This window comes from Actinacidiphila yanglinensis, from assembly GCF_900107965.1.
In the GTDB taxonomy this organism is placed as follows: domain Bacteria; phylum Actinomycetota; class Actinomycetes; order Streptomycetales; family Streptomycetaceae; genus Actinacidiphila; species Actinacidiphila yanglinensis.
This window is the reverse complement of sequence record NZ_FNVU01000003.1, coordinates 89,286-114,575: the sequence shown is the minus strand read 5'-3', so window position 1 is coordinate 114,575 and position 25,290 is coordinate 89,286. Positions and strand designations below refer to the sequence as shown.

At 73.0% G+C, this 25,290-nt stretch carries 20 protein-coding genes; 8 read left to right on the top strand and 12 right to left on the bottom strand.

Translation table 11 applies throughout. The annotated features are described in order from the left end of the window. Positions 1–271: 271 nt before the first annotated feature. The 4 genes from C4U44_RS07530 to C4U44_RS07515 all read right to left on the bottom strand — a co-directional run bounded on the left by C4U44_RS07530 (position 272) and on the right by C4U44_RS07515 (position 4,351). Positions 272–1,354 carry a Gfo/Idh/MocA family protein gene (locus C4U44_RS07530; RefSeq protein ID WP_103884871.1) on the bottom strand — a complete coding sequence of 361 codons (1,083 nt, stop codon included), beginning with the start codon at positions 1,352–1,354 and terminating at the stop codon, positions 272–274. Next, on the bottom strand, positions 1,339–2,007 hold the full coding sequence (locus C4U44_RS07525; RefSeq protein WP_235031900.1) for a ThuA domain-containing protein: 669 nt from the start codon (positions 2,005–2,007) through the stop codon (positions 1,339–1,341). Before C4U44_RS07525 ends, C4U44_RS07530 begins: the two co-directional genes overlap by 16 nt. After that, complete coding sequence (locus tag C4U44_RS07520) at positions 2,004–3,296, bottom strand: enolase C-terminal domain-like protein (RefSeq protein ID WP_103884870.1); 1,293 nt, start codon at positions 3,294–3,296, stop codon at positions 2,004–2,006. The genes C4U44_RS07525 and C4U44_RS07520 overlap by 4 nt, the downstream gene beginning before the upstream one ends. A 260-nt stretch (positions 3,297–3,556) precedes the next feature. Next, complete coding sequence (locus C4U44_RS07515) at positions 3,557–4,351, bottom strand: IclR family transcriptional regulator (protein WP_235031899.1); 795 nt, start codon at positions 4,349–4,351, stop codon at positions 3,557–3,559. 271 nt (positions 4,352–4,622) lie between these two features. On the opposite strand from C4U44_RS07515, the gene C4U44_RS07510 reads away from it, so the two are divergent. From C4U44_RS07510 to C4U44_RS07490, 5 genes are read left to right on the top strand one after another with little or no spacing between them, the layout of a single operon-like run. After that, positions 4,623–5,960, top strand: a complete 1,338-nt coding sequence (locus C4U44_RS07510) for an ABC transporter substrate-binding protein (RefSeq protein ID WP_160144997.1) — start codon at positions 4,623–4,625, stop codon at positions 5,958–5,960. After that, positions 5,957–6,970, top strand: coding sequence for a carbohydrate ABC transporter permease (locus C4U44_RS07505; protein WP_235031898.1), 1,014 nt, complete (start codon positions 5,957–5,959; stop codon positions 6,968–6,970). Before C4U44_RS07510 ends, C4U44_RS07505 begins: the two co-directional genes overlap by 4 nt. After that, positions 6,967–7,893, top strand: coding sequence for a carbohydrate ABC transporter permease (locus tag C4U44_RS07500; protein WP_103884867.1), 927 nt, complete (start codon positions 6,967–6,969; stop codon positions 7,891–7,893). The genes C4U44_RS07505 and C4U44_RS07500 overlap by 4 nt, the downstream gene beginning before the upstream one ends. Next, the gene (locus C4U44_RS07495) at positions 7,893–8,744 is read left to right on the top strand and encodes an NAD-dependent epimerase/dehydratase family protein (protein WP_103884866.1); all 852 of its coding nucleotides are present in this window, start codon (positions 7,893–7,895) and stop codon (positions 8,742–8,744) included. Before C4U44_RS07500 ends, C4U44_RS07495 begins: the two co-directional genes overlap by 1 nt. After that, positions 8,744–9,892 (top strand): glycoside hydrolase family 99 protein, encoded by a 1,149-nt coding sequence (locus C4U44_RS07490; protein WP_103884865.1) that lies wholly within the window; start codon positions 8,744–8,746, stop codon positions 9,890–9,892. Before C4U44_RS07495 ends, C4U44_RS07490 begins: the two co-directional genes overlap by 1 nt. 252 nt (positions 9,893–10,144) lie before the next feature. Here the strand turns inward: C4U44_RS07490 and C4U44_RS07485 are convergent, their stop codons facing one another. The 4 genes from C4U44_RS07485 to C4U44_RS07470 form a co-directional block, all read right to left on the bottom strand. Further along, a complete protein-coding gene (locus C4U44_RS07485; protein WP_103884864.1) occupies positions 10,145–10,792 on the bottom strand; it encodes a thymidine kinase in 648 nt (215 codons plus the stop codon). Between the two features lie 88 nt (positions 10,793–10,880). Then, complete coding sequence (locus tag C4U44_RS07480; RefSeq protein WP_103884863.1) at positions 10,881–12,176, bottom strand: alkaline phosphatase family protein; 1,296 nt, start codon at positions 12,174–12,176, stop codon at positions 10,881–10,883. Beyond that, positions 12,176–12,787: a DUF5998 family protein gene (locus C4U44_RS07475; protein ID WP_103884862.1), complete on the bottom strand. Its 612-nt coding sequence runs from the start codon at positions 12,785–12,787 to the stop codon at positions 12,176–12,178. Before C4U44_RS07475 ends, C4U44_RS07480 begins: the two co-directional genes overlap by 1 nt. A 143-nt stretch (positions 12,788–12,930) precedes the next feature. After that, complete coding sequence (locus C4U44_RS07470; RefSeq protein WP_103884861.1) at positions 12,931–15,723, bottom strand: bifunctional acetate--CoA ligase family protein/GNAT family N-acetyltransferase; 2,793 nt, start codon at positions 15,721–15,723, stop codon at positions 12,931–12,933. A 184-nt stretch (positions 15,724–15,907) separates the two neighbouring features. Between C4U44_RS07470 and C4U44_RS07465 the strand changes: the two genes are divergently transcribed. Beyond that, positions 15,908–16,189, top strand: coding sequence for an HPr family phosphocarrier protein (locus C4U44_RS07465; RefSeq protein WP_103884860.1), 282 nt, complete (start codon positions 15,908–15,910; stop codon positions 16,187–16,189). A gap of 315 nt (positions 16,190–16,504) precedes the next feature. On the opposite strand, the gene C4U44_RS07460 is transcribed toward C4U44_RS07465, so the two are convergent. From C4U44_RS07460 to C4U44_RS07445, 4 genes are all read right to left on the bottom strand, one after another. Next, the gene (locus C4U44_RS07460; protein WP_235031897.1) at positions 16,505–17,179 is read right to left on the bottom strand and encodes a GntR family transcriptional regulator; all 675 of its coding nucleotides are present in this window, start codon (positions 17,177–17,179) and stop codon (positions 16,505–16,507) included. 161 nt (positions 17,180–17,340) lie between these two features. Beyond that, positions 17,341–18,378: a M23 family metallopeptidase gene (locus C4U44_RS43205; RefSeq protein ID WP_103884859.1), complete on the bottom strand. Its 1,038-nt coding sequence runs from the start codon at positions 18,376–18,378 to the stop codon at positions 17,341–17,343. Between the two features lie 248 nt (positions 18,379–18,626). After that, complete coding sequence (locus tag C4U44_RS07450) at positions 18,627–20,012, bottom strand: M16 family metallopeptidase (RefSeq protein ID WP_103884858.1); 1,386 nt, start codon at positions 20,010–20,012, stop codon at positions 18,627–18,629. Next, positions 20,009–21,373, bottom strand: a complete 1,365-nt coding sequence (locus C4U44_RS07445; RefSeq protein WP_103884857.1) for a M16 family metallopeptidase — start codon at positions 21,371–21,373, stop codon at positions 20,009–20,011. The genes C4U44_RS07450 and C4U44_RS07445 overlap by 4 nt, the downstream gene beginning before the upstream one ends. Before the next feature lie 281 nt (positions 21,374–21,654). Here C4U44_RS07445 and C4U44_RS07440 point away from each other — a divergent pair, with 281 nt between their 5' ends. Further along, positions 21,655–24,129, top strand: coding sequence for a DNA gyrase/topoisomerase IV subunit A (locus C4U44_RS07440; protein WP_103884856.1), 2,475 nt, complete (start codon positions 21,655–21,657; stop codon positions 24,127–24,129). Positions 24,130–24,292: 163 nt separating this feature from the next. Further along, positions 24,293–25,285 (top strand): sucrase ferredoxin, encoded by a 993-nt coding sequence (locus C4U44_RS07435; RefSeq protein ID WP_103884855.1) that lies wholly within the window; start codon positions 24,293–24,295, stop codon positions 25,283–25,285. The last annotated feature ends 5 nt before the right edge of the window (positions 25,286–25,290 follow it).

The window sequence follows — 25,290 nt, the reverse complement described above, 5'->3', positions numbered from 1 at the left end:
CAGCGGGTTCCCGCTATGTAAAACCATGTGTGTTATCAAGTCAACGCCTCTCACCAATTCGGCTTTCTTGCAGGTCGTGACCTGCGAGAACGTGTTTGTCAGGCTATTTCGAGGTCATTTCGGGCCCGATCCGGAAGATAAGTCGCCTGACAATTCACGCAGCAAAAGGCGGCGGGCGCGGTCCCTGGTGTCCGCGCCCGCCGCCTGGCCTTTCCCGTCCGGCCCCGGTCTTTCCGGTCCCGGCTCCGCCCTTCCCGGTCCGGCCCCGCCCCTAGACCGGCCGCCCCACCGGCGCGGGCCGCTCGCACGTGCGGGCCACCGGGAGCGCCTGCCCGCGGTGCGCCGAGTCGAGCAGCGTGAGCATCACATCGAGGACGTGCGCGGCGAGTTCGGCCGACGCCAGGTGCGGGCGGCCGGCCGCCAGCGCGTCCGCGAGGTCGGCGAGCCCGGTGCCGCGCCCGGCGCCGGGGTACCCGGCCGACACCGGCAGCGGCTGCCACGCACCACCCGCGGTGAACACCTCGACCGTGCCGTCGAAGCCGTTCGGGTCGGGCACCGACAGCGATCCGGCGGTGCCGTGCACCTCGATCCGCGGCAGGTGCGCGGCATGGATGTCGAAGCTCATGACGAGCGTGGACAGTGCCCCGCCGGCGTGTTCGAGCACCCCGGTGACGTGGGTGTCGACCTCGACCGCGAAGCGCTGCCCGGCCCGGGGGCCGCTGCCGATCTCCCGCTCGGCCCGCGGCGTGGCGGCGGCACCGGTGACCTTGACCACCGGGCCCAGCAGGTGCACCAGCGCGGACAGGTAGTACGGGCCCATGTCGAGCAACGGGCCGCCGCCGGGACGGTAGTAGAACTCCGGGTCCGGGTGCCATGCCTCGTGGCCCGGCGTCGTCATGAAGGCGGTCGCCGCGACCGGGACGCCGATCAGCCCGTCGTCGACCGCCTTGCGGGCGGTCTGGGTGCCGGTGCCGAGCACCGTGTCGGGCGCGCTGCCGACGCGAACTCCCGCCGCCTGCGCGGCGGCCAGGATCGCGGCGGCCTCCTCGCGGGAGGTGGCGAGCGGCTTCTCGCCGTAGACGTGCTTGCCCGCGGCGATCGCGGCGAGCGCGACCTCGGCGTGCACGGCCGGGATGGTCAGGTTGAGCACGGCGTCCACGTCGTCGCGGGCGACGAGTGCGGCGACGCTGCCCGCCACCTCGGCACCCGTGCGGTCCGCGGCCTCCCGGGCCCGGGCGGCGTCCAGGTCGGTGAGGGCGGTGAGCCGCAGCGTGTCCAGCTTCGCGATGGTGTCGAGGTACTGGCCGCTGATCTTGCCCGCACCGACCATGCCGATCCTCAGCGGCTCGCCCACAGCAGTCCCCTCTCGGTCAGTGCCCGCACCTCGGGCACGTCGAAGTCGTCGGCCTTGTGGCCGATGGCGTTGACGAAGACCCGGCCGGCGCCCTGCTGCCGGGTCCAGACGGTCGGCATCACGACCGGGTGGTCGCGCTCCTCGCCGGCCGGGAAGACGGTGGTGGCCAGCACGTCGATGTCGGGGTCGGTGGAGACCCAGTACTGCTCGGTGTGCACCGCGAAGTCGCCGAGCCCGGCGAGCAGCGGGTGGTCGGCCCGTTCGGGCACGAGGTGGACGGTGTGGTCCACGAACCCGTCGGGGTGGTGCAGGAACTGGCCGCCGGTCAGGAAGTGGTAGTCGACGTCGCCGCGGAAGGAGTCGACGATCCCGCCGTGCCAGCCGGCGAAACCGGTGCCGGCCCGGACGGCCGCGACCAGGCCCCGGGTCTGCTCGGGGGTGATCTCTCCCATGGTCCAGCACTGCACCACCAGGTCGGTGGCGGCCAGCCGCTCGGCGTCGGTGTAGACCTCCAGCGTGTCGGCCGTGTCCACCTGGAAGCCGCTGTCCTTCAGGAACGGCACGAACAGATCGGTGATCTGCACCGGCGAGTGGCCTTCCCAGCCGCCTCGGACCACCAGGGCCCTGCGGTGCGGACGGTTCGGATCGGTCACGGGCGTTGCACGCTCCCATCGATGTTGCGCAGCAGGGCCCACCGGTCGTGGGCCAGGGGTTCGGGCACCGGGTACAGGGCGGCCGCGGCCTCGTCGAAGTCGACGCCGTGGCCCGGGGTCTCCGGTGGCACCAGGCCGCCGTCGGTGGCGGCGACGGTGCCCGGGTAGACCTCATGGACGGGCGGCCGGAACACCGCGGCCTCCTGCACCCCGAAGGCGTGGCTGGAGACGTCCATGGCGATCGTGGCGGCCTGGGCGATCGGGCTGACGTCGGCCGGGCCGTGCGGTGCCAGCCGCACCCCGCGCAGCTCGCACAGCACAGCGATCTTACGGGCCGGGGTCAGGCCGCCGAGCGTGGGCACCCTGATCCGGGCGAAGTCGATGTCGGGGCCGTCGCCGCCGGCGATCAGGGCGGTGAACTGGGCCGGGTCGTGGAACAGTTCGCCGACCGCCAGCGGCACCGGCGAGACGTCGTGCAGCCGCTTGAAGTGCCCGGCGTCCTCCGGCGCGAGCAGGTCCTCCACGAAGTACAGCCGGGCGTCCTCCACCCGCCGCAGGAACTCCCGGGCCTGCCGCGGGTCGAGCCGCTCGTGCACGTCGTGCAGGAGTTCCACGCCGTCGCCGACGAGTTCGCGCACCCGGTTGAGCACCCCGGGGACGTAGCGCAGGTAGCCGGCGCCGTCCCAGGGCGCGCGCCGGGTGCGGACCGCCTCGGGGTCGGTGCCGCCGCCGTGCGCGCCGTAGGTGTCCGCGCCGGGCACCGCGGCCTGGATGCGCACGTGCCGGTAGCCGCGCTCGCGGGCGGCCTGCACCTTGTCGGCCAGTTCCGCCGCGTCCAGGCCGTCGACATGGGTGTACGCCTCGGCGAAGGTGCGGACCTTGCCGCCGAACAGCGAGTACAGCGGGGCGCCCAGCCGCTTGGCCTTCAGGTCCCACAGCGCGACGTCGACGCCGCCGAGCGCGTTGCCGGTGATCGAGCCGCCGCGCCAGTACGCGCTGTTGAGCAGCAGCCGGTGGATGTCGTCGATGTCGTCGGGGTCCCGGCCGATCAGCAGCGGGGCCACGTAGTCGTCGAGCACCGAGCGGACGGCCAGAGTGCGCTGCGGGTCGCTGGCGCAGCCCAGGCCGTACAGTCCCGGGTCGTTGGTCTCGATACGGACGATGAGATGAGGACAGCCGTGGGGGGCGGTCAGGAACGTGCGGACGGCCGTGATGCGGATCGTGGCACCGCGCTCGTCGACCCAGGGTGCGGGGGCGAGCGGAGCGGGGCCGGCATCAGGCAAAGCCATGCGAACTCCCACGTGCAGGAAGGCGGTTCCGGTCGGCGCGAAGCGGTCACCGACCGCTCCGGGGCAGCGTGTGCTATCCCTTTGGGGGGCGACGACTTCACGCATGGCACGTACAGGCAGCTGTACAGATAGCAGAATGCCGTACCGGATCACGAACGTAAGGAAGCCGGTCCGAGTTTGTCAAGAGGTCTGACAAACTCGGACCGGCCGGTGCGCAACGGGCGTCGGAAGCAGGGCGTCCAGGTCTGGGTGACGGTGTCTCAGTGCGGGCCGAGGCGCTTGAGGAGCGTGCTCAGCGAGTGCGCCGCCTCGGTCACGGCCTGCGCGATCTCCTCCATCCTGGCGTCGTCCATCCGGCTCTTGGGGGCCGAGCAGCTGATCGCGTCCTCGCCCTGGCCGCTGCCGAGCGCGACCGCGACGCAGCGGATGTCCACCGAGTTCTCGCCGTCGTCCGCCGCCCACCCGCGCAGCCGGGCCTCGGCGAGCTGGGCCAGGAACTCCTCGGGGTCGACCACGGTGTCCGGGGTCAGCCGCTCCAGCGGCCAGTCCAACCGCCGCTGCACCTCGGCCGGGTCGTACTGCGCGAGCACCGCCTTGCCGAGTCCGGTGGCGTGCGCGGGCAGCCGCCGGCCGACCGCCGAGTACATCCGCAGGGCATGCCGGGACTCGCGTTTGGCCAGGTAGACGACGTGCGTGCCGTCCAGCCTGCCGAGGTGGACCGCCTCGCCGGTCTCCTCGGCGAGCGCGTCGAGCACCGGCCCCGCCAGGCTCGTGACGTCGTCACCCTCCAGGTAGGCGGTCCCGGTCAACAGGGCCTTCAGGCCCAGGCTGTAGCGGGTCCCGGAGGGGTCGAGATCGACCCAGCCGCGCGCCTGCATGGTGCGCAGGATCGCGTGCAGGCTGCTCTTGGGCACGGCCATCGACGCGGCCATCTCGGCCAGCGACAGCCGGGCCCCGTCGGCGCCGAGGAGTTCCAGCACCTCCAGGACCCGCGCCGCGGACTTGACCTCTTCGGGCTTGCGTTCGGGCCCGCGCCCGCGCCCCGCTGATGCCACCGATTCCACTGATCCTCCGCTCACCGCGCTCCCCTGCGCCGAAACCTGCCGGCCCCTGGGTGCACACCCAATCGCACCGCACGCCTTGACGCTATATCAAACACCACCGTAAGTTCAGGGACTCCAACGTCATTCGGTCTTCTGAACGATCGAACCCTAGGCAGGGGCTATGCGGATACCTTTTGTGGGACCTGGTGCGGAACCTTCTGCAGGATCTGTCACGGGAAGCGGCCGGAGAACCCGCCGGACCAGGAGCACCGCCCTGGCCGTCGTGACGGTGCTGTCGCTGGCGCCGATCGCCGCCTGCGGCGGCTCGGGCGGATCCTCCGGCAACGGCAAGACACTGGAGATGTGGACCTTCAAGCAGTCCCACGTCGCGGGCCTGCGCAACGCCGCCGCCGCGTTCAAGAAGCAGACCGGAATCACCGTGAAGATCACGGCGTACGGCCCCGACGACGCCTACACCACCAAGGTGCAGGCCGCCGCGAAGACCCACGACCTGCCCGACGTGCTGGAGGTGCACTCCGACGGCGAGGACCTGGCGCTGGGCTCCACCGGCATCGCCAAGGACATCTCCCAGGACGTCGACTCCTCCTGGAACGGCCTGTACCAGAAGGGCGTGCAGGCCTCCGGCACGGTCACGCCCGAGATGTACAAGGAGTCGCTGCCGGCCGACTCCAAGGACCACGGTGTCAAGAAGGGCCAGCGCTTCAGCGTCCCCTTCACCTCCGGCACCTTCGGCATCGTGATGGGCAACAAGAAGGTGCTCGCCGCGGCCGGCATCACCAAGCCCCCGGCCACGTACGAGGAGTGGCTGGCCGACCTGAAGGCGACCACCGCGAAGAACCCCACCACCGGCGGGGTCAGCCTGGGCCTGAAGGTCAAGGCGACCGGGATGACCTGGACCATGCAGCCGCTGGCCTTCTCGCTGCTGGGGAAGGACAAGTACCACGCGCTCTTCGGCCAGAACGCCTCCGAGGACTTCTCCTCCGCCGACGGCCAGAAGGTGCTGAGCGAGTACGCCAAACTGCAGCCGTACTGGATGCCCGGCACCCAGATCCTCGACATCGACACCGCCGACCAGGCGTTCGCGCAGGGCAAGTCCGCCTGGGACATCGGCGGCACCTTCACGCTGGCCTTCCTCCAGCAGAACGGCATGAACCCCGACGACGTGATGGCCTTCGGCATCCCCGGCCCGGCCGGCGGCGCCGTGCCCAAGCCCGCGCTCGGCCCGCTGGCGCTGACCGGACTGACCGTCACCTCGACCAGCTCGCACTCCGCGAACGCCGAGAAGTGGATGAAGTTCCTCTCCCAGCCGTCGATCGCCTCGAAGTTCGCCAAGGACGCCACCGAGGTGCCGGCCACCGAACTCGGCGCAGACGCGGCGCAGGTGATGGGCCCGACGCTCGCGGACATGACCAGGACGTTCGTCGGCACGCCGGAGAACACCTACGACCCGAGTGACAGCAGCTTCCGCCCGCCCGGCTACGACCAGGACTCGATGAGCGAGATCCTCGCCGACCTGACCCCCCTGCACCAGAAGAGCGTGGCGGCGACCGGCAAGGCGATGGCGAAGCTCAACAACTCCTTCTGGAAGTTGGCGAAGTGACCACCGCTCCCCGTCCCGCCCTGTCGGCGGAGACGGCCGCGCCCGGCGGGGGTCCGCGCGACCCCCGGCCGGGCGCCGGCCCCGCCGCCCGGGCCGCCCGGCTGCGCCCGCGGCGCCGCGGCTACGAGGCGGTCTCCGGCTGGCTGTTCGTCGCCCCGGCCGTGGTGCTCTTCGCGGTCATGGGCCTGTACACCGTGGGCTACGGCTTCCTGCTCAGCTTCGCCCAGTGGAACGGCTTCGCCGCGCACTGGACCTGGGTCGGCATCCAGAACTACAAGGATCTGCTGTGGGCCGACCCGCGCTACGCGCCCCGGGTCCAGCACGCCGCCCTGCACACCCTGTACGTCATGCTCGCGGTGCCGGCGCTCACCGTCCTGGTGTCCTTCCCGCTGGCGGTGCTGCTCAACTCCGCGCGGCGCATGCAGACCCTGCTGCGCTCGGTGTACTTCGTGCCCTACGTGACCAGCGGCATCGCGGTGTTCTTCGCCTGGCAGTACATCCTCCAGCCCGACGGCGCGATCAACACCCTGCTCAAGAGCGTCGGCATGGGCTCGCTCTCCCAGCCGCAGGGGTGGCTCGGCAACCCGCACACCGCGCTCCCGACCATGATCGTGGTGACGGTGTGGGGCGCGGTGCCGGTGGCGATGCTGATGTACCTGACCGGGTTGCAGTCCATCGACCGCAGCGTGCTGGAGGCCGCGCAGCTGGACGGCGCCGGCTGGTGGCGCACCAACTTCTCGGTGGTGTGGCCGCTGGTGCGGCCGATCACCGCGATCGTGGTGCTGCTGAACCTGCGCGACTCGCTGCAGGGCTTCCAGACCTTCCTGGTGATGACCAACGGCGGCCCCGGCGACCACACCAACGTGCTCGGCCTGGAGGCGTACCGGCTGGCCTTCCTCATGGACCTCGATCCGACCCTGGGCCTGGCCAGCGCGCTCGGCTGGCTGCTGTTCGCCGCCGCACTGGTGATCGCCCTGATCAACCTCCGAGTACTGCGGAGCAGGACATGACAACGATTCCCCTCGGCCCGGCGGACGGCGCGTCCGCCGCGGGGCGCACCAACGGCACGGCCGGCTCCGGTGGCGAGTCCGGGTCCGACGGCGGCCGGCTGGCCCGCAGGATCAGCGCCAAGGTCGTGATCGCCGTCCTGCTGACGGCCTACGGCCTGGTGAGCGTCTACCCGTTCCTGTGGATGGTCTCCGCCGCCTTCAAGAACCAGATCGAGGTGGTGCGCGGCGGTCACCTGATCCCCCATCAGCCGACCCTGCACACCCTGACCAGCACCTGGAACCAGCTGCACTTCTTCCGCTACTTCGTCAACAGTCTCGAGGTCACCGCGATGACGGTGGTGCTGACGCTGGTGGTCTACGCGGCGGCCGGCTACGCCTTCGCGGTGCTGGACTTCCCCGGCCGCGGGCTGCTGCAGAAGCTGTTCATCTCGCTGCTGTTCGTGCCGGGCATCACCGTGATGCTGCCGATCGTGCTGCTGGAGGACAAGCTCCACCTGCTCGGCTCGCACATCGGGCTGGTGCTGCCCTTCGTCAACGGCGGCGCCCCGCTGTCGATCCTGCTGATGACCGGGGCGTTCTCCGCGGTACCGAAAGAACTGCGGGAGTCGGCGCGGGTGGACGGCGCCAACGAGTTCCACGTCTTCACCCGCATCTACCTGCCGCTGAGCCGGCCGGCCCTGATCACCGTCGGGCTGCTGACGGCCATTCCGACCTGGAACGAGTACCTGCTGACCCGGGTCTCCCTCAACAACCCCGGCTCCTACACCCTTCCGCTCGGCCTGCAGACGCTGTCGTCGGAGAACGTCCCGCACTACAACGAGATGATGGCCGGCGCCCTGATCGTCGTCGTGCCCGTGGTGCTGCTCTTCCTCTCCCTCCAGCGCTACTTCGTCAACGGCCTGGTCGGGGCGGTGAAGGGTTGATGCGGGTGCTCGTCACGGGGGCCGCCGGGCACATCGGCGGCCACGTCACCGCGGAACTGCTCGCGGCCGGCCACGACGTGGTGCTCACCGACCTGCGTCCGGTGGACGAACCGCGCGCGCTGCGGGTGCACACCGGTGACCTCCAGGACCCGGACCTGGTCCGCAAGGCCGTGGACGGTGCGGACGCCGTGGTCCACCTCGGCGCGATCCCGCACCCGAACACGCCCGACCCGAGCACCCTGTTCGCGCACAACTGCCACACCGCGCACCGGGTCTTCGAGGAGGCCGGACGCGCCGGGGTGCGCCGGGTGGTGGCCGCGTCCAGCATGGCCGCGGTCGGCCTGGCCTGGTCGCCGGTGCCGGTCTCGCCCGCGTATGTGCCGCTGGACGAGGCCCACCCGAGCCTGCTGCGCGACCCGTACGGGCTGTCCAAGACGGTGCTGGAGGAGGTGGCCCGCACCGCGCACCGCCGGTACGGCATGGACGCGGTGAGCATGCGCTTCCCCTTCACCGGGACCGGCGGCCGGCTGGCGGACTTCCTCGCCGCCTGCGCCGCCGACCCGGCCGGCCAGCGGCACGACCTGTGGGGCTGGCTGCACACCCTGGACGCGGCCACCGCGATCCGGCTCGCCCTGGAACTCCCGCTCAGCGGCGCCCACGTGATCAACGTGACCGCCCCGGACACCACTTCGGCCCAGACCTCCGCGGCCCTGATGGCCGCGCACCATCCCGGGGTGCCCCTGCGCTCGGCAGTCAGCGGGCACGCCACGCTCTTCGACCGGACCGCTTGCATCGATCTGCTGGGATTCGCCCCGCGGCGCACCTGGCGTACGACCGAAGGAGAGAGCTGATGTCCCCCGCACCCACGCCCCCCTCCCGCCGCACCCTGCTGACCGGCGCCGCCGCGGCGGGCGCCGCCGCGCTGGTCGGCCTCACCGGCCAGAACGCGCAGGCCGCCACCCCGGCACCCGCCACCGGCGGCGCGCAGGACGCCCTGTCGCAGTCGGTCTCCCGGCACACCCACATCTTCTACTACCCGTGGTACGGCAACCCCGACTTCTCCGGGCAGTGGCGGCACTGGCAGCAGGGCTCCCTCACCCCGCCGGACGACATCGCCTCCAACTACTACCCGGTGCTCGGCCCCTACGACTCCGGGGACCTGCACGGCGCGGTCGGCCAGCACATGCGCTGGCTGCGGCAGGCCGGCACCGGCGTCCTGGTCAGCAGCTGGTGGGGGCAGGGCAGTTACGAGGACCAGCAGGCCGAGGTGGTGCTGGAGGCCGCAGCCCGGCAGGGCCTCCAGGTCGCCTGGCACATCGAGCCGTACGACGGCCGCGACGCGGACTCGGTGGTGGCCGACATTCGCTACATCAGCGGGAAGTACGGCGACCACCCGGCCTTCCACCGCGACCCGGAGCACGGCCACCGCACCGCGTACTACATCTTCAACAGCCTGCTCACCGTGGACTGGTCGGCGCTGCACCAGGTCGACGACCAGGCCATCGTGATGGCGCAGACCTGGGACCTGACCCGGATCGGCGACTTCGGCGGCGCCTACACCTACGACGCGATCGCCACCCACAACACGCCGGACTGGACCGAGGTCGCCGCGTTCTGCGCGGACCGCGGCATGGTGTGGGCGCCCTCGCTCGGCCCCGGGTACCTCGACGACCGCGCGGTGCCCGGCAACACCACCCCGACCCTGGACCGGGCCGACGGCGCGACCTACGACCAGGAGTGGGCGTACGCCCTGGCGTCGGGCAACGGTGACGCGCCGCCGGACTGGGTGAGCATCACGTCCTTCAACGAGTGGCACGAGGGCACCATGATCGAACCCGCCACCGCCCACACCCCCGGCACGCTGGACTACCTCGACTTCGAGGGTGCCTACGGGCGGCACGGCAGGTCCGCGCAGACCGCCTACCTGGACCGGACCGCCCAGTGGGCGGCGCGCTTCGAGGCGGAGCGGGCCCGGCACCGGCGGGCGAACCCGCGCTGACCGCCATGGACAGACCGGCCCTCGTGCGCAGGCGCGGCGGTGCCGGACCTCCCGACGGCGCACGGACGATCACGGTGCCGGTGACCGCTGAACGTACCGTCGTCGCGCGGCCCGGGCCGCTGCCAGGTGCCTGACCCGGCACGCATGTCCGGCCGTGAGCGGGCCCGGGTGACCGTCCTCGCCGGCGGTGGCCCGGGCCCGCTGCCACCGGTTCCGCCCGAAGTCCGCCCGGATCAACCGTGGTCGGCGGGATCAGCCGTGGTTGACCGGCAGCACGTCGGGCGACAGGGCACTCGCGGCGGCCGACGCGGAGGTCATCCGGCGCCGGTGGTGGCGGCGGCACAGCACCTCGTAGCCGACCTCCGCCGCGCGGTCCACGTCGCCGACCACCACCTGGGCGCCCTCGACCACCATGACGCCGTCGATGGTGCGGGCGTTGTGGGTGGCGCGGGCGCCGCACCAGCACAGCGCCTCGACCTGGAGCGCCTCTATCCGGTCGGCGAGTTCGATCAGCCGCCGCGAGCCGGGGAAGAGCCGGGTGCGGAAGTCGGTGGTGATCCCGAACGCGTAGACGTCCAGGGTGAGTTCGTCCACCACCCGGGCCAGCTGGTCGATCTGCTCCGGAGCCAGGAACTGCGCCTCGTCGACGACCACGTAGTCCACCCGGCCGCCGCGGCTGATCACGCCGACCAGATGCCCGTACAGGTCCATGGCGTCGGTGACCTCGACCGCCTCGGTGACCAGGCCGAGCCGGGAGGAGAGCTTGCCCTGTCCCGCCCGGTCGTCGCGGGTGAAGATCACCGACTGGAGCCCGCGGGCGGTGCGGTTGTGGATGATCTGCAGGGCGAGGGTGCTCTTGCCGCAGTCCATCGTTCCGGAGAAGAAGACCAGCTCGGACATGGGAAGGACGACGGCCTTTCGGGACGGACGGCGGGCGTTCGGCCGGCCGAGGGCGACGGCGGCGGTACGCGGGACGGACGGTGACAGCTCAGGAGCGTACTTGCAGCAGCGGCACCAGTTGCTCGACGGGGGTCATGGAGCCGTGCAGCCCGACCATCTTCGACTCGCCCGGCTCGGTGCGGTGGGCGACGATCGCCATGTCGTCGCGGGCGGCGGCCACCACGTCGCCGATCCGGCCCAGCACCCGGCGTTCCGGCTCGGGACCGAACCAGCCGGCGGCGACCGCCTCCGCGCGGCTTGCCACCCACATCCGGTCGCCCAGCACCTCCCGCCACACCGCGAGCACGTCGGCGGCCGCACCGGGCACCGCGTACACGTGCCGGGCCCGGCCCTCGCCGCCGAGCACCGCGACCCCGGCCCGCAGTTCCCAGTCCTCGTCGAAGTCGATCCTGGACTCCTCGTCGAACGGGATGTCGATCATGCCGTGGTCAGCGGTGACGTACAGGGCGCTGCGCGGCGGCAGTTGCTCGGCGAGCCGCTGCACCAGCCGGTCGACCATCGCCAACTGCCCGCGCCAGGCGTCGGAGTCGACGCCGTGCCGGTGGCCCATCCCGTCGAGCTCGCTGTAGTACGTGTAGACCAGCGTGCGGTCGGCGGCGGCGAGCCGGTCCGCCGCCAGGTCCATCCGCTCCTCCCCGGTCAGCCGGCCGTGGAAGGTGCCGCCGGACAGCGCGACCTTCGTCAGCGGGGTCTGCGCGAAGGTCGGCGAGGACACCTGGCAGGTGGCGATGCCGGCCGCGTCGGCGAGCCGGAAGACGGTGGGGTGCGGCTGCCAGACGTTCGGCGAGGTCCACGGCTGCCAGCGCAGCTGGTTCATCAGCTCGCCGGTGTCCGGGTTGAGGGTGGTGTAACCGGCCAGGCCGTGCGCGCCCGGCGGCAGCCCGGTGCCCACCGACGCCAGCGAGGTCGCGGTGGTGGCCGGGAACCCGGCGGTGAGCGGCCGGCCGCTGCCGCCGAGCGAGGTACCCAGCAGCGACGTCAGATACGGCGCCTCGTCGGGGTGGCGCAGGATCAGCTCCCAGCCGAGCCCGTCCACCAGGAACACGCAGACCCGGTCCGCGGGTTCGAGGGTGAGCCCGGTGGCGGGCATCCCGGGGATGCGGAACCCGGCGACCGCGGCCGGGATCACGTCGCACAGCGCGCCCGTGCCGTAGGCCGGCACGGGGGCGGCCCGCGGGTCGAGCGGCACGGGGTCGTGCGGGTCGGCGCCCAGCGGGTGCGAGGCGTGCGGGGGTGCGCCCTGGGAGGGGGAGCCCTGGTGGTGGGAGTTCTGCGAGCGGGGACCGTGCGGGACGCGGGGCGCGCCGGGGAGGGGTGCGCCCATCAGTCCGTCGCCGCTGTCGCCTCGGAGAGGGCCTGCGCGAAGGCCAAGGCCTGGCGGACGGTGTCGGGGCCGTCGCCCGCCTCGCTCACCCGCAGGGACAGGTCGTCGACGGTCGAGGACCCGGTGTAGCCGTGGTCCGCCTCGCAGTTGGGGTCACCGCACGCGGCCGGCTCCAGGTCGATCCGGGAGACCGCGCCCCACCCGATGGTGAGTACCACCTCGCGCGGCAGGGTGCCCGGAGTCCCCGCGGTGCCGGGCGTGTAGGACTCGGGATTGGCCACCACCCGGCTGACCACCACCGAGGAGATCCGCCCGATCTTCACCGATTCGGTGGACGTCGTGGCGTACGGGCTCGGCGACGTGTCGTCGGCGGCCTGCTCGTCGGTATGGCTGACGATGAAACGGCTGCCGGTGAGCACCAGCACCGTCACGTGCCGCCGCACCTCGTTGGCGTCGAAGGTGGTCTCCTGGTGGACCAGGTACGACGTGACCGGCTCGCGCCCGACCGCGGCCTCGACGGCCTCGGCCACCAGAGCCGGGTAGTAGCCGCTGCGCTCGATGGCTGTGCGCAGGCCCTGAGTCGTCGTACCGGTCTTCGCCATGCCGTCCATCCTATGCGCGCTCCGCGGTGGTCAGAACTCAGTCGTCGCACGGGTCGGTGCCCGCTTTCGAGCCCGGCTCCGCCTGTCGCGGGTGCGGTCGCGGGCCGGTCCCCTCCGCGCCGCACGTCAGGGCGCGCTCGGCACTTTCGCGGTCAGTAGGTGGTCAGCGCGCGGGGTCCCAGGTCGGTGCGGGCCGGTGGGGTGGCCAGCCGCACCCGCGCGCCGAGCACGCTCAGGCCGCGCGCCGCGACCACCACGGGTTCCAGGGAGACCGCGACCACCTCGGGCAGGTCCTCGGCGAGCATCGACACCCGCAGCAGCAGCTCCTCCAGCGCGGCGGTGTCCACCGGCTCGGCGCCGCGCCAGCCGAACAGCAGTGGCGCGGCCTTGATGGACCGCACCAGTTCCGCGGCGTCCCGGTCGGTGGCCGGCACGAGGCGGTGCGCGACATCCCCGAGCAGTTCGGAGGGCGCCCCGGCCAGGCCGAAGGAGAGCACCGCGCCGGCCGCCGGATCGACCCCCGCCCGCACCACCGTGTCCACCCCGCGCGGGGCCATCGCCTGTACCACCGGCCGCAGTTCGGCCGGGCCGCCGAGCCGCGCGGTGAGCTCGCCGTAGGCCCGCCGCAGGTCCGCCTCGTCGGCCAGGTCGAGTCGCACACCGCCGAGGTCGGCGCGGTGCCGCAGGTGGGGTGCGGTGGTCTTCAGCGCCACGGGGTAGCCGAGCGCGGCGGCGGCCTCGGCCGCGGCGTCCGGGTCGGGAGCGGGGCGGGCCCGCAGCACCTCGATGCCGTAGCGGCCGAGCAGCGCCGCCGCGTCCGCGTCCGCGAGGGTGATGCCCTCCCCCGCGGGTGTCCCGGCGGGCAGCAGCCGGCGGACGTCCTCGGCCGCGGCGGCCTCGTCGATCCGGTCCAGGTCCGGGACCCGGCCCGGTTCCGCGGCGGCCGCCCGCCACGCGGCGTACGCGCTGGCCTCGGCGAGCGACCCCACCGCCCGGTCGGGGGCGCGGTAGGCGGGGATGCGGGCGCCGGGGCCGCCGCCCGCGTCGGCGCGGGCGGCCAGGCGGTCGGCCATGGCGTCGAGGGCGAGATGGACCACGACGACGGGCTTGCCCGCGCCGGCGGCGGCCGTGCGCAGGGCGGCGGCGAGGGCCGGGTCGTCGCCCGACTCGGGGTCGGCGGGATCGGCGGGCCCGGCCGGATCGCTCGGGTCCGCGGTCAGCAGGTCCGTGCCGACCCGTGGGATCGCGGTGACCACGACCGCGTCGCTGCCGGGGTCGGCGAGCGCGGTCGCGAGCGCGGCGGCGAAGTCGGCCGGGCCGGCGGCGGTGGTGAGGTCGATCGGGGCGGCCGGGCGCAGACCGGCGGTGAGGGCCGCGTCGTAGGTGAGCAGGCCCAGGGACTCGGAGTTGCCGAGGACGGCGACCCGGTTGCCGGCCGGGAGCGGCTGGAGCGCGAGGAACAGCCCGGCGTCGAGGAGTTCGGTGACCGTGTCGACGCGGATCACGCCCGCCTGGCGGAAGAGCGCGGACACGGTGGAGTCGGGGATGCGGGTGACCGGCACCTCGTGGCCGGCGGGCACCGCCCCGGAGTGCAGGGCGCCCTTCACCACGACCACGGGCTTGTCGGTGGCGGTGCGGCGGGCGAGCCGGGTGAACTTGCGCGGGTTGCCGAACGACTCCAGGTACATCAGTACCGCGCCGGTGTCCGGGTCGTCCTGCCAGTACTGCAGCAGATCGTTGCCGGAGACGTCCGCTCGGTTGCCGGCGGAGACGAAGGTGGACGGACCCAGGCCCCGGCGGTGCAGGCCGGAGAGCAGGGCGATGCCGATGGACCCGGACTGGGTGAACAGCCCGAGCCGGCCGCGGTGCGGCATCTCGGGCGACAGCGAGGCGTTCAGACGGGCGTCGGGCGCGGTGTTGAGCACCCCGAAGGCGTTCGGGCCGATCACCCGCATGCCGTGGGCGCGGGCCTGGCGGACCAGTTCGCGCTGGCGCGTCCTGCCCTCGGGTCCTGTCTCGGAGTAGCCCGCGCTGACCACGACCAGGCCGCGCACGGAGGCGGCTCCGCAGTCGGCTACGGCGTCGGGCACCCGGTCGGCGGGGACCGCGATCACCGCGAGGTCGACGCTCGCGCCGCTCGCCGCGATCTCCCGCACCGAGCGGTGGCCGGGCACGCCGTCGAGGTCGGTGCCGCCCTCGGGAAAGGAGTGGTTGACCGCGTAGAGGCGCCCGGTGAAGCCGCCCGCCGCGATGTTGCGCAGCAGCGTGCGGCCGACGCCGCCGGGCCGGCGGCCGGTGCCGACCACCGCCACCGACTCCGGCCGCAGCAGCCTCTGGACGGAGCGGGCCTCGGCACGGTGCTCGCGGGCCCGCATCACGCGTACGGACTCGTCGGTGGGTTCCAGGTCGAGGTCGAGGTGGACCACGCCGTCGGTGAAACTGCGCTGCTGGGTGTAGCCGGCGTCGGTGAAGACCTTGACCATCTTGCGGTTGGCGGGGAGGACTTCGGCGGTGAAGTGCAGGATGCCGCGCTCGCGGGCGACAGCGGCGATGTGTTCGAGCAGCGCGGAGGCGACCCCGCGACCCTGATGGGCGTCCTGCACGAGGAAGGCGACCTCGGCGCGGGTGCCGGCCGGCCCGGAGACGGCCCGGCCCTGCTCGTCGGTGCGGTCGTAGCGGACGGTGGCGATGAACTCGTCCCCCACGGTGGCGGCCAGGCCGACCCGGTCGTCGTAGTCGTGGTGGGTGAAGCGGTGCACGTCCCGGTCGGACAGCCGCGGATAGGGCGCGAAGAACCGGTAGTACTTCGACTCGTCGGAGACCTGCTCGTAGAAGTCGACCAGCCGCCCGGCGTCCTCCGGCCCGATCGGCCGGATCCGGGCGATGCCGCCGTCGCGCAGCACGACATCCGCCTCCCAGTGGACGGGGTACGGCTGATCGCTCATGGTTCCAGCGTATGCGGCGGGCCCGCTGTGGGGTGTCTGCGCGCGCCCCCGACGCGCAGGAGGCAGTCTGGGGAGAGGCGTTCAAGCGCGGGCCGGAGTGCCGGAGCAGCACCGCGGGCGTGCTTAACTGGTCTAGACAACTGGTACCACCTGCACCGAATGCACCGACCCGAAGGACACCACCATGGCTGAGCGGCACGTCAATGTCGGCTGGGCGGAAGGCCTGCACGCCCGTCCCGCGTCCATCTTCGTCCGCGCGGCGACGGCCGCCGGAGTTCCCGTGACCATCGCGAAGGCCGGCGGCGACCCGGTCAACGCCGCCTCCATGCTCGCGGTGCTCGGCCTCGGCGCGCAGGGTGGCGAGGAGGTCGTACTCGCCTCGGAGGCCGACGGCGCCGACGCGGCGCTCGACCGGCTGGCGAAGCTGGTCACCGAGGGACTGGAAGAGCTGCCGGAGACGGTCTGAGCCACCGCCGCCGCACGGCGCTCCCCGGCGGCGGCGTCCCTCGGGCGGGCGGCATTCCTCGGGCGGACGGTTCCGCCGTCGGACGGTTCCGTTTTCGGGCGGATGATTCCGCTTTCGGGCGGACGGCTTTTCCCGCGGGAATTCCGCCCGCGGATGCACCCTCGCCGCCGCGCAGGATCACCGACCACCGTACGGTAATCCCGCGCAGCTGAATTCGACGGTCCGGACAGTCCCCCACGGATTGTCCGGCAACGCCCTGTCCCGCTTCTCCGCAATACGCGGAACGGCAATTCACTCTTGTATACGGTGCGATTGTTAAGTACGGCGGCGCCCGGCGTGTACGGGATGTTTCAGGGTCCTCACCGCGGTGGCCCGCTCCACGTGCAGCGCCGCGAGCCGGCGGGCGCGCTCCGCGTCACCGCGGGCCACCGCGTCCACGATCGCGGCGTGCTCCTCCCACGCCTGCGCGGCCCGGCCGGTGCCGTCGTCGGAGTACACCCAGGCGATCTTGTGCCGCAGCTGGGTCAGCAGGGCGGCCAGCGTGGGACTGCCCGACGCCTGCGCCAGCGTCTCGTGGAACCAGCCGCCCAGCGACGGCAGGTCCGACAACTGCCCCTGCACCGCGCGTTCCTGACCGAGCCGGACCAGGCCGCGCAGCACCTTCAGATGGGACTCGGTACGCCGCTGGGCGGCCCGGGCGGCGCCCAGCGGTTCCAGCAGGCCGCGGATCTCCAGCAGGTCCGCGGCCTCCTGCTCGGTCGGCTCGGCCACCGACGCGCCGGCGTGCCGGCGGGTGCGCACGAAGCCCTCGGACTCCAGGGTGCGCAGCGCCTCGCGCACCGGCACCCGGGAGACCCCGTACCGCTGCGCGAGCAGTTCCTCGGTCAACCGGCTGCCCGGCGGATAGAAACCGCCCACGATGTCGTCGCGAATCGCCGTGCACACCACCTGGGCCGAGATACGCCGCCCGGGGCTCTCCGTGCCGTTCACATCCGTTTCCGCATCGCAAGGACTCCGTTCTCTCCCCGTATTCTGCCGTGACTCTATTCCAGCACGAACGAGAACGGGAAAGCAGCCCCTGAATTCTTGGATTGTTTTCGGACAGAACGGATGGAGCCGGGCGCGGTCGGGCCCGGATCAGGAGGGTCGGATCAGAGCTCGACGCCGTGGCTGCGCAGGTATGCCACCGGGTCGATGTCCGAGCCGTAGGCGGGAGAGGTGCGCACCTCGAAGTGCAGATGCGGGCCGGTGGAGTTGCCGGTCGCGCCGGAGACACCGATCTGCTGCCCCTCGGTGACGGCCTGCCCGGCCGAGACCAGGGTCTTCGACAGGTTGCCGTAGAGGGTGTACCTGCCGTCCGCGTGCCTGATGATCACGTCGTAGCCGTACCCGCCGTCCCAGCCGGCCGAGACGACCGTGCCGGCGGCGACCGCGTGGACGGCCGTGCCGGACGGGACGAGGAGGTCCACGCCGGTGCTGTGGCCGGCGGACCACAGGGAGCCGGGGGTCCCGTACGCGGTGCCGATCGGGCCGTTGGCGACGGGCCTGGTCCAGCCGTTGACGGCGGCGGCTCCGGCCGATCCGGTGGCGGTCTTCGCCGGGGAGGCGGGGGTGGCCTTCGGCTCCGGCGCGGGTGTGGCCTTCGGCTTCGGCGCGGGCTTGGGCGCGGCCTTGGCGCTGCTCTTGGTGCGGGGATTGGCGGTGGGCTTCGACGCGGGCTTGGCGCTCGGCTTCGGCGTGGAGCCGGCGCCGGGCTTCGGCGCGGGCTTGACGGCGCTTCCGGCGCCGGTCTTGGCGGTGGACTTCGGCGCGGGGGTGGCCGGGTCCGGCGACTTGGCCGCGGGCCGGTTCGTCGGCCCGGACTTCGGCGCGGCCTGGGCCGGGGACGTCGTCCGGGGCGCGGCGGGGGTCGGCGGCGCGGGAGGTGTCGCGTGGACGTCGGCGGCCTCGCGCTGGGCCGTCGCCTGCGTGTCGAGACCTTGCGCGAGCAGCCCAGGTGCGCCGAGCACCTGGGCGAAGAGGGCGTTGCGGGCCGTGGGGGCGGTGGCCCGGCCGGGCGACACCGCGGCGAGGGCGCCGGCGGTGCCGCCGCCGGCGAGGACCACGACACCCGCGAGAGCCGCGCCCGCGCCCAGACGGTGCGGACGGCGGTGCTTCCCGCGCGAGGCGGGGCGAACGGGGAACGCCATGACGAGGCGTCCTCCTTTCTTCCTACGCGCCCACCCGGGTCGGCTGACGGGCTGCCGTGGGGGCAGTGAGCGCGACGCTAACCGGGCGCGCGACCGTATACCAAGCAGATCGACCGATATGTAGCGGAGGCCACAAAACGCCGGAACCCCGGCGCCGCGCGGGCGGGCCGGGGTTCCGGTCGGCGCCGGTGGGCGCCGGGGTCTTGCGGAGGTGGTGCGCGGTGGTGCGGGTGTGCGGCGGACCGGGGTCAGGAGATGACGGTCACCGGGCCGATGCCCAGCTCCCGTACCGGCTCGGTGATCGCGGCCGCGTCGCCGACCAGGACCACCACGAGCCGGTCGAGCGGGAAGGCGTTGACGACCGCGGCGGTCGCCTCCACCGTGCCGGTCTCCGCGAGCCGGGCGTACAGCGCGGCCTGGAAGTCGTCCGGCAGTTCCTGCTCCACCTGGTCGGCGAAGGTGTCGGCCACCGCCGCGGCCGTCTCGAACCGCAGCGGGGCGACCCCGACGAGGTTCTGCACTGCCACGTCGCGCTCGGCGTCGGTCAGACCGCCCTCGCCGATCTCGCGGATCACCCGCAAGGCGTCGGCCAGCGCCGGACCGGTGACCTCGGTGGCGACCGAGCCGCTGATGGCCAGCAGCGCGGCGCCGGTGCCGTCCGCGGAGGACAGCAGCACCTGGGCGAGGGCGCGCACCCCGTAGGTGTAGCCCTTCTCCTCGCGCAGCACCCGGTCCAGCCGGGAGGTGAGGGTGCCGCCGAGGCAGTACACCCCGAGCACCTGCGCCGCCCACACCGGGTCCTGCCGGTCCGCACCGGTCCGGCCGATGAGCAGCTGCGTCTGCACCGAGCCGGGCCGGTCGACGATCACCACCCGGGCGGTGTCGTCGGCGGTGATCACCGGGCGGGCCGGCGGATCGGCCTTGGCACCGGTCCAGCGGCCGAGGGTGGCGTCCAGCAGCGCGGGCAGGTCGATGCCGGTGAGGTCGCCGACCACGACCGCGGTGGTGGTCGACGGCCGGACGTGCGCGCCGTAGAAGGCGCGCACGGCGGCCGCGTCGATCCGGCGCACGGTCTCCTCGGTGCCCTGGCGGGGGCGCGAGTTGCGCGCGTCGGCCGGGAACAGCTCCTTGGACAGCGCCATCGAGGCGCGGCGGCTGGGGTTGGCCAGCTCGTGCGGGATCTCGTCGAGGCGGTTGGCGACCAGCCGCTTGATCTCGTCGTCCGGGAAGGCCGGGGCCCGCAGCGCCGCGGCGAGCAGGTCCAGCGCCTTGTCCAGCCGCGAGGCGGGCACTTCGAGGGAGACCCGCACGCCCGGATGGTCCGCGTGGGCGTCCAGGGTCGCGCCGCAGCGCTCCAGTTCGGCGGCGAACTCCTCGGCCGTGTGCTCGTCGGTGCCCTCCGACAGCGCCCTGGCCATGATGGTGGCCACGCCGTCGAGGTCCTTCGGCTCGGCGGCCAGCGGCACGTCGAGCATCACCTCGACCGCGACGACCTGCTGGCCGGGGCGGTGGCTGGTGAGCAGGGTCAGGCCGTTGGCCAGGGTGCCCCGGTCGGGGGCGGGGAACGCCCACGGCTTGGGCTCGCCGCCCTGCGGCTGCGGGTGGAACGTCATGGTGGCGGCGGTGTCGCTCATGCCTCGGCACCTTCTCCCTGGTCGTCCTGGTCGTCCTGGTCGTCCTGCTCGGTGGTGGCGGCGCCCGCGGTGGGCTCGTAGACGAGGACGGCGCGGTTGTCGGGGCGCAGCCGGGCCGCGGCGATCTCCCGGACCTCGTCGGCGGTCACGTCCAGCACCCGCTGGACCGCGGTGAGGGCGAGCTGCGGGTCGCCGAACAGGACGGCGAAACGGCACAGTTCGTCGGCGCGGCCGGCGACCGTGGCCAGCCGGTCCAGCCACTCGCGCTCCAGCTGGGCCTGGGCGCGCTCCATCTCCTCGGGCGTGGGGCCCTGGACGGCGAACCGGGCCAGCTCCTCGTCCACCGCCGCCTCGATGGCGGACAGTTCGACACCGCTGGACGCCTTGACGTCCAGCCAGCCCAGCGAGGGCGCCCCCGCCAGCCGCAGCAGGCCGAACCCGGCGGTGACCGCGGAACGGTCCCGCCGGACCAGCCGGTTGTGCAGCCGGGAGGACTCACCGCCGCCCAGCACCGTCAACGCGAGGTCGGCGGCGTCACTCTCCCGGGTGCCGTCGTGGGGCAGCCGGTAGACGGCCATCAGGGCGCGGGAGGGCACGTCCTCCTCGACGACCTCGCGGACGTTCTCACCGACCACGTCGGGCAGCGAGCCGTCACGCGGCGCGGACTTGCCGTCGTGGGCGGGGATGGTGCCGAAGTACTTCTCGATCCAGCCGAGGGTCTGCGCCGGGTCGATGTCGCCGACCACGGACAGCACCGCGTTGCCGGGCGCGTAGTACGTGCGGAAGAACGCGCGGGCGTCCTCCAGGGAGGCCGCGTCCAGGTCGGCCATCGACCCGATCGGGGTGTGGTGGTACGGGTGCCCGTCGGGGTAGGCGAGCGCGGTGAGCCGCTCGAAGGCCGTGCCGTAGGGCACGTTGTCGTACCGCTGGCGGCGCTCGTTCTTCACCACGTCCCGCTGGTTGTCCAGGCTCTCCTCGTCCAGGGCGGTCAGCAGGCTGCCCATGCGGTCCGCCTCCAGCCACAGGGCCAGTTCGAGCTGGTGGGCGGGCATGGTCTCGAAGTAGTTGGTGCGCTCGAAGCTGGTGGTGCCGTTCAGCGAGCCACCCGCGCCCTGGACCAGTTCGAAGTGGCCGTTGCCCTTGACGCTGGCCGAACCCTGGAACATCAGGTGCTCGAAGAGGTGGGCGAGACCGGTACGGCCCTCGACCTCGTGGCGCGAACCGACGTCGTACCAGAGGCAGACCGCGGCGACCGGGGTGAGGTGGTCCTCGGAGAGCACCACCCGCAGGCCGTTCGCCAGGCGGTGCTCGGTGGCTGTCAGGCCGCTGGAGTGTGCCTCCGGCGTGGCCGTGTGACCCATGGGCAAGCTGTCCTTCCGGTCGCTGCTGCGTGACTGCGTAGAGTGCTGCCACTCTAGGCACGCGTGGCCGCGCCGCGCGAAGTTCCCGCTCGGGACGCCGCTCGTGCCGGGTCGCGGTCCGCGCTGTCGGTGCCTCGGTCCACAATGGACCGCGCCGCACCGCGGCGTAGCCCTGCCCCCGACGCAGCACCGCACGCAGGACTCGACAGCACCCAGCAGCACGCAGCAGCACCCGTCACGCACCCGCTAGGCACCACGCAAGGCAAAGGAGCGCCGCCGAGATGGCCCGCCGCACGACGAAGAGCCCGCCCCCGGACGACGACTTCGAGGAGCGCATCCTCGACATCGACGTCGTGGACGAGATGAAGGGCTCCTACCTTGAGTACGCCTACTCGGTGATCTACGCCCGCGCTCTGCCCGACGCCCGCGACGGCATGAAGCCGGTGCACCGCCGCATCGTCTACCAGATGAACGAGATGGGCCTGCGCCCCGACCGCGGCTTCGTCAAGTGCGCCCGCGTCGTCGGCGAGGTGATGGGCAAGCTGCACCCGCACGGCGACGCGTCGATCTACGACGCCATGGTCCGGATGGCGCAGCCCTTCTCCCAGCGGCTGCCGCTGGTCGACGGGCACGGCAACTTCGGCTCGCTGGACGACCTTCCGGCCGCGATGCGCTACACCGAGGCCCGGATGTCGGGGCCGGCCCAGCTCATGGTCGAGTCGATCGACGAGGACACCGTCGACTTCGCGCCCAACTACGACGGCCAGGAGCAGGAGCCCGACGTCCTGCCGGCCGCCTACCCGAACCTGCTGGTCAACGGCTCCTCCGGGATCGCGGTCGGCATGGCCACCAACATGGCGCCGCACAACCTGGGCGAGGTGATCTCCGCCGCCCGGCACCTGATCCGGTACCCCAACGCGGACCTGGACGCGCTGATGCGCCACGTCCCCGGACCCGACCTGCCCACCGGCGGCCGGATCATCGGCCTGTCCGGCATCCGCGACGCGTACGAGACCGGCCGCGGCACCTTCAAGATCCGCGCGACCGTGTCGGTGGAGGACGTCACCCCGCGCCGCAAGGGCCTGGTCGTCACCGAACTGCCGTTCACCGTCGGGCCCGAGAAGGTCATCGCCAAGATCAAGGACATGGTCGGCGCGAAGAAGCTGCAGGGCATCGCCGACGTCAAGGACCTCACCGACCGCGAACACGGCCTGCGGCTGGTCATCGAGATCAAGAACGGCTTCAACCCGGAGGCGGTGCTCGAACAGCTCTACAAGCTGACGCCGATGGAGGACTCCTTCGGCATCAACAACGTGGCCCTGGTGGACGGCCAGCCGCTCACCCTCGGCCTGAAGGAACTGCTCGAGGTCTACGTCGACCACCGCTTCACCGTGGTGCGCAGGCGCTGCGAGTTCCGGCGTACCAAGCGCCGCGACCGGCTGCACCTGGTGAACGGCCTGCTGGTGGCGCTGGTCGACATCGACGAGGTCATCTCGATCATCCGGGCCAGCGAGAACGCGGCGCAGGCCAAGGAACGGCTGATGGAGCGCTTCGGCCTGTCCGACATCCAGACGCAGTACATCCTCGACACACCGCTGCGCCGCCTGACCCGCTTCGACCGGATCGAGCTGGAGGCCGAACGCGACCGGCTCAACGAGGAGATCGCCGAGCTGACCCGCATCCTCGAATCGGACGCGGAGCTGCGGAAGCTGGTGTCGGGGGAACTCGCCGCGGTCGCCAAGAAGTACGGCACCGAGCGGCGCACGGTCCTGCTGGAGTCGGCGGGCGCACCGGTCAGCGCGGTGCCCCTGGAGGTCGCCGACGACCCGTGCCGGGTGCTGCTCTCCTCGACCGGTCTGCTGGCGCGCACCGGACTCGACGACGGCGCCGACGGATCGGACTCCGACACGGGGAAGGGGTCGGGCTCGTCCAAGCGGGCCAAGCACGACGTCGTGGTCTCGGCGGTGCCGACCACCGCCCGGTCCGACATCGGTGTGGTGACGTCGACCGGGCGGCTGCTGCGGCTGACCGTCATCGACCTGCCGATGCTGCCCGACACCGTGGGCCCCCCGTCACTCGCGGGCGGCGCACCGCTCACGGAGTTCCTGGCGCTCGACGACGGCGAGCGCGCGCTGTGCCTGACCACCCTCGACGAGTCCTCGCCGGGGCTGGCGCTCGGCACCGCACAGGGCGTGGTGAAGCGGGTCGTGCCGGACTACCCGCCGAACAAGGACGATCTGGAGGTCATCGGCCTCAAGGAGGGCGACACGATCGTCGGCGCGGTGGAGCTGCGCACGGGCGACGAGGACCTGGTCTTCATCACCGACGACGCCCAACTGCTGCGCTACCCCGCCTCCCAGGTCCGTCCACAGGGGCGTCCGGCCGGCGGCATGGCCGGGATCAAGCTCGCCGACGGCGCCCAGGTGATCTCCTTCACCGCGGTGGACCCGGCGGTCGACGCGGTGGTCTTCACCGTGGCCCGGTCCGAGGGCACCCTGGACGGCGCCACCGAGGGCACCGCGAAGCTCACGCCGTTCGACCAGTACCCGCGCAAGGGGCGGGCCACGGGCGGGGTGCGCTGCCAGCGCTTCCTGCGCGGCGAGGACGGGCTGGTGCTCGCCTGGGCCGGCGCCGCGCCCGCCCGCGCGGCCACGTCCACGGGCACGCCGGCGGAACTCCCGCCGAAGGACCCGCGCCGGGACGGCTCCGGCGTGCCGCTGGCGAAGCCGGTCGCGGTGGTGGCGGGACCGGTGTAGTCCGGATCGACGCGGCCCCGGGTACGGCCCAGGTACGGCCCGCCCGGGGTGCCGCGTGCGTTCCGGGACGGGTGCAGGTACGGCTGCCGCGTGTCGTCGGGGACGGGTGCACATCCGGGTACGGGTACGGGTACGCCCCGCCGAGCGCACTAGGCTCGGCGGGGTGAGCCTGTGCACGGATGCCTCAGCCGAACTCGCCGAACCGGTGGCCGCCACCGCGGCGACCGCGCGCACCTGGTTGCTGATCGAGCAGCCGGGCCCGTGGGGCGCCAAGGCCCTCAGGGCGAGCCATCTCGACCCGGCCGTCGGGCGCGCGCTGGAGGGGCTCGCCGACGGCACTGGCGTCCGGCTCGGCCTTGTCCGCCGCCCCGGGCGGCACGCCGACACCCACCGCCCGCGCCGCCACCGGGTGATCGCCGCCCACACGGCACCCGGCGACCCCTGGATCCGCGGCACCGAAGTCGCCGACCCCGCCGAACTGGCCGACCTCGACTTCACCGCCCTGGGCGCCGGCCGCGACGACGGATTCGGCTCCCCCCACGACGGCCCGCCGATCGCCCTCGTCTGCACCAACGGCACCCGCGACCGCTGCTGCGCCCTGCACGGCCGCCCGCTCGCGGCCGAACTCGCCGCCGACGGCGCTTTCGACGTCTGGGAGACCACCCACCTCGGCGGCCACCGCTTCGCCCCGACCATGCTGGTGCTCCCCCACGGCTACGCCTACGGACGTCTCGACGCCGCCCTCGCCAAGGACGCGTTGAGTGCCGCGCAGGACGGGCGGGTCGCGCTCACCGGCTGCCGTGGCCGCTCCACCTGGTCCCGGCCGGGCCAGGCAGCCGAGTTGGCGGTCCGCGCGCGGATCGGCGAGGACCGGGCGGGCGCGCTCGCGGTGGGCGGCGCGGACCCCGTCGACCCTGAGGACGCGTCCGGGGTGCGCGCCGCGGTTGCCGGAGCCGGCCCGGGGCCTCGGGCCGCCTGGAACGTACGGGTCGAGCACGTCGACGGCCGCGCGTGGGGGGTTCTGGTCGCCGAGCGCGCCGCCACTCCCCCGCGCCCGGAGAGCTGCGGCGCCAAACTCGGCACCCCCGCCCGGATGGACGTCGAGTCCGTCGACCCGCTCCCGCTCCCGGACTCGGGCCCGGCCCCGGCGCACTGACCTCG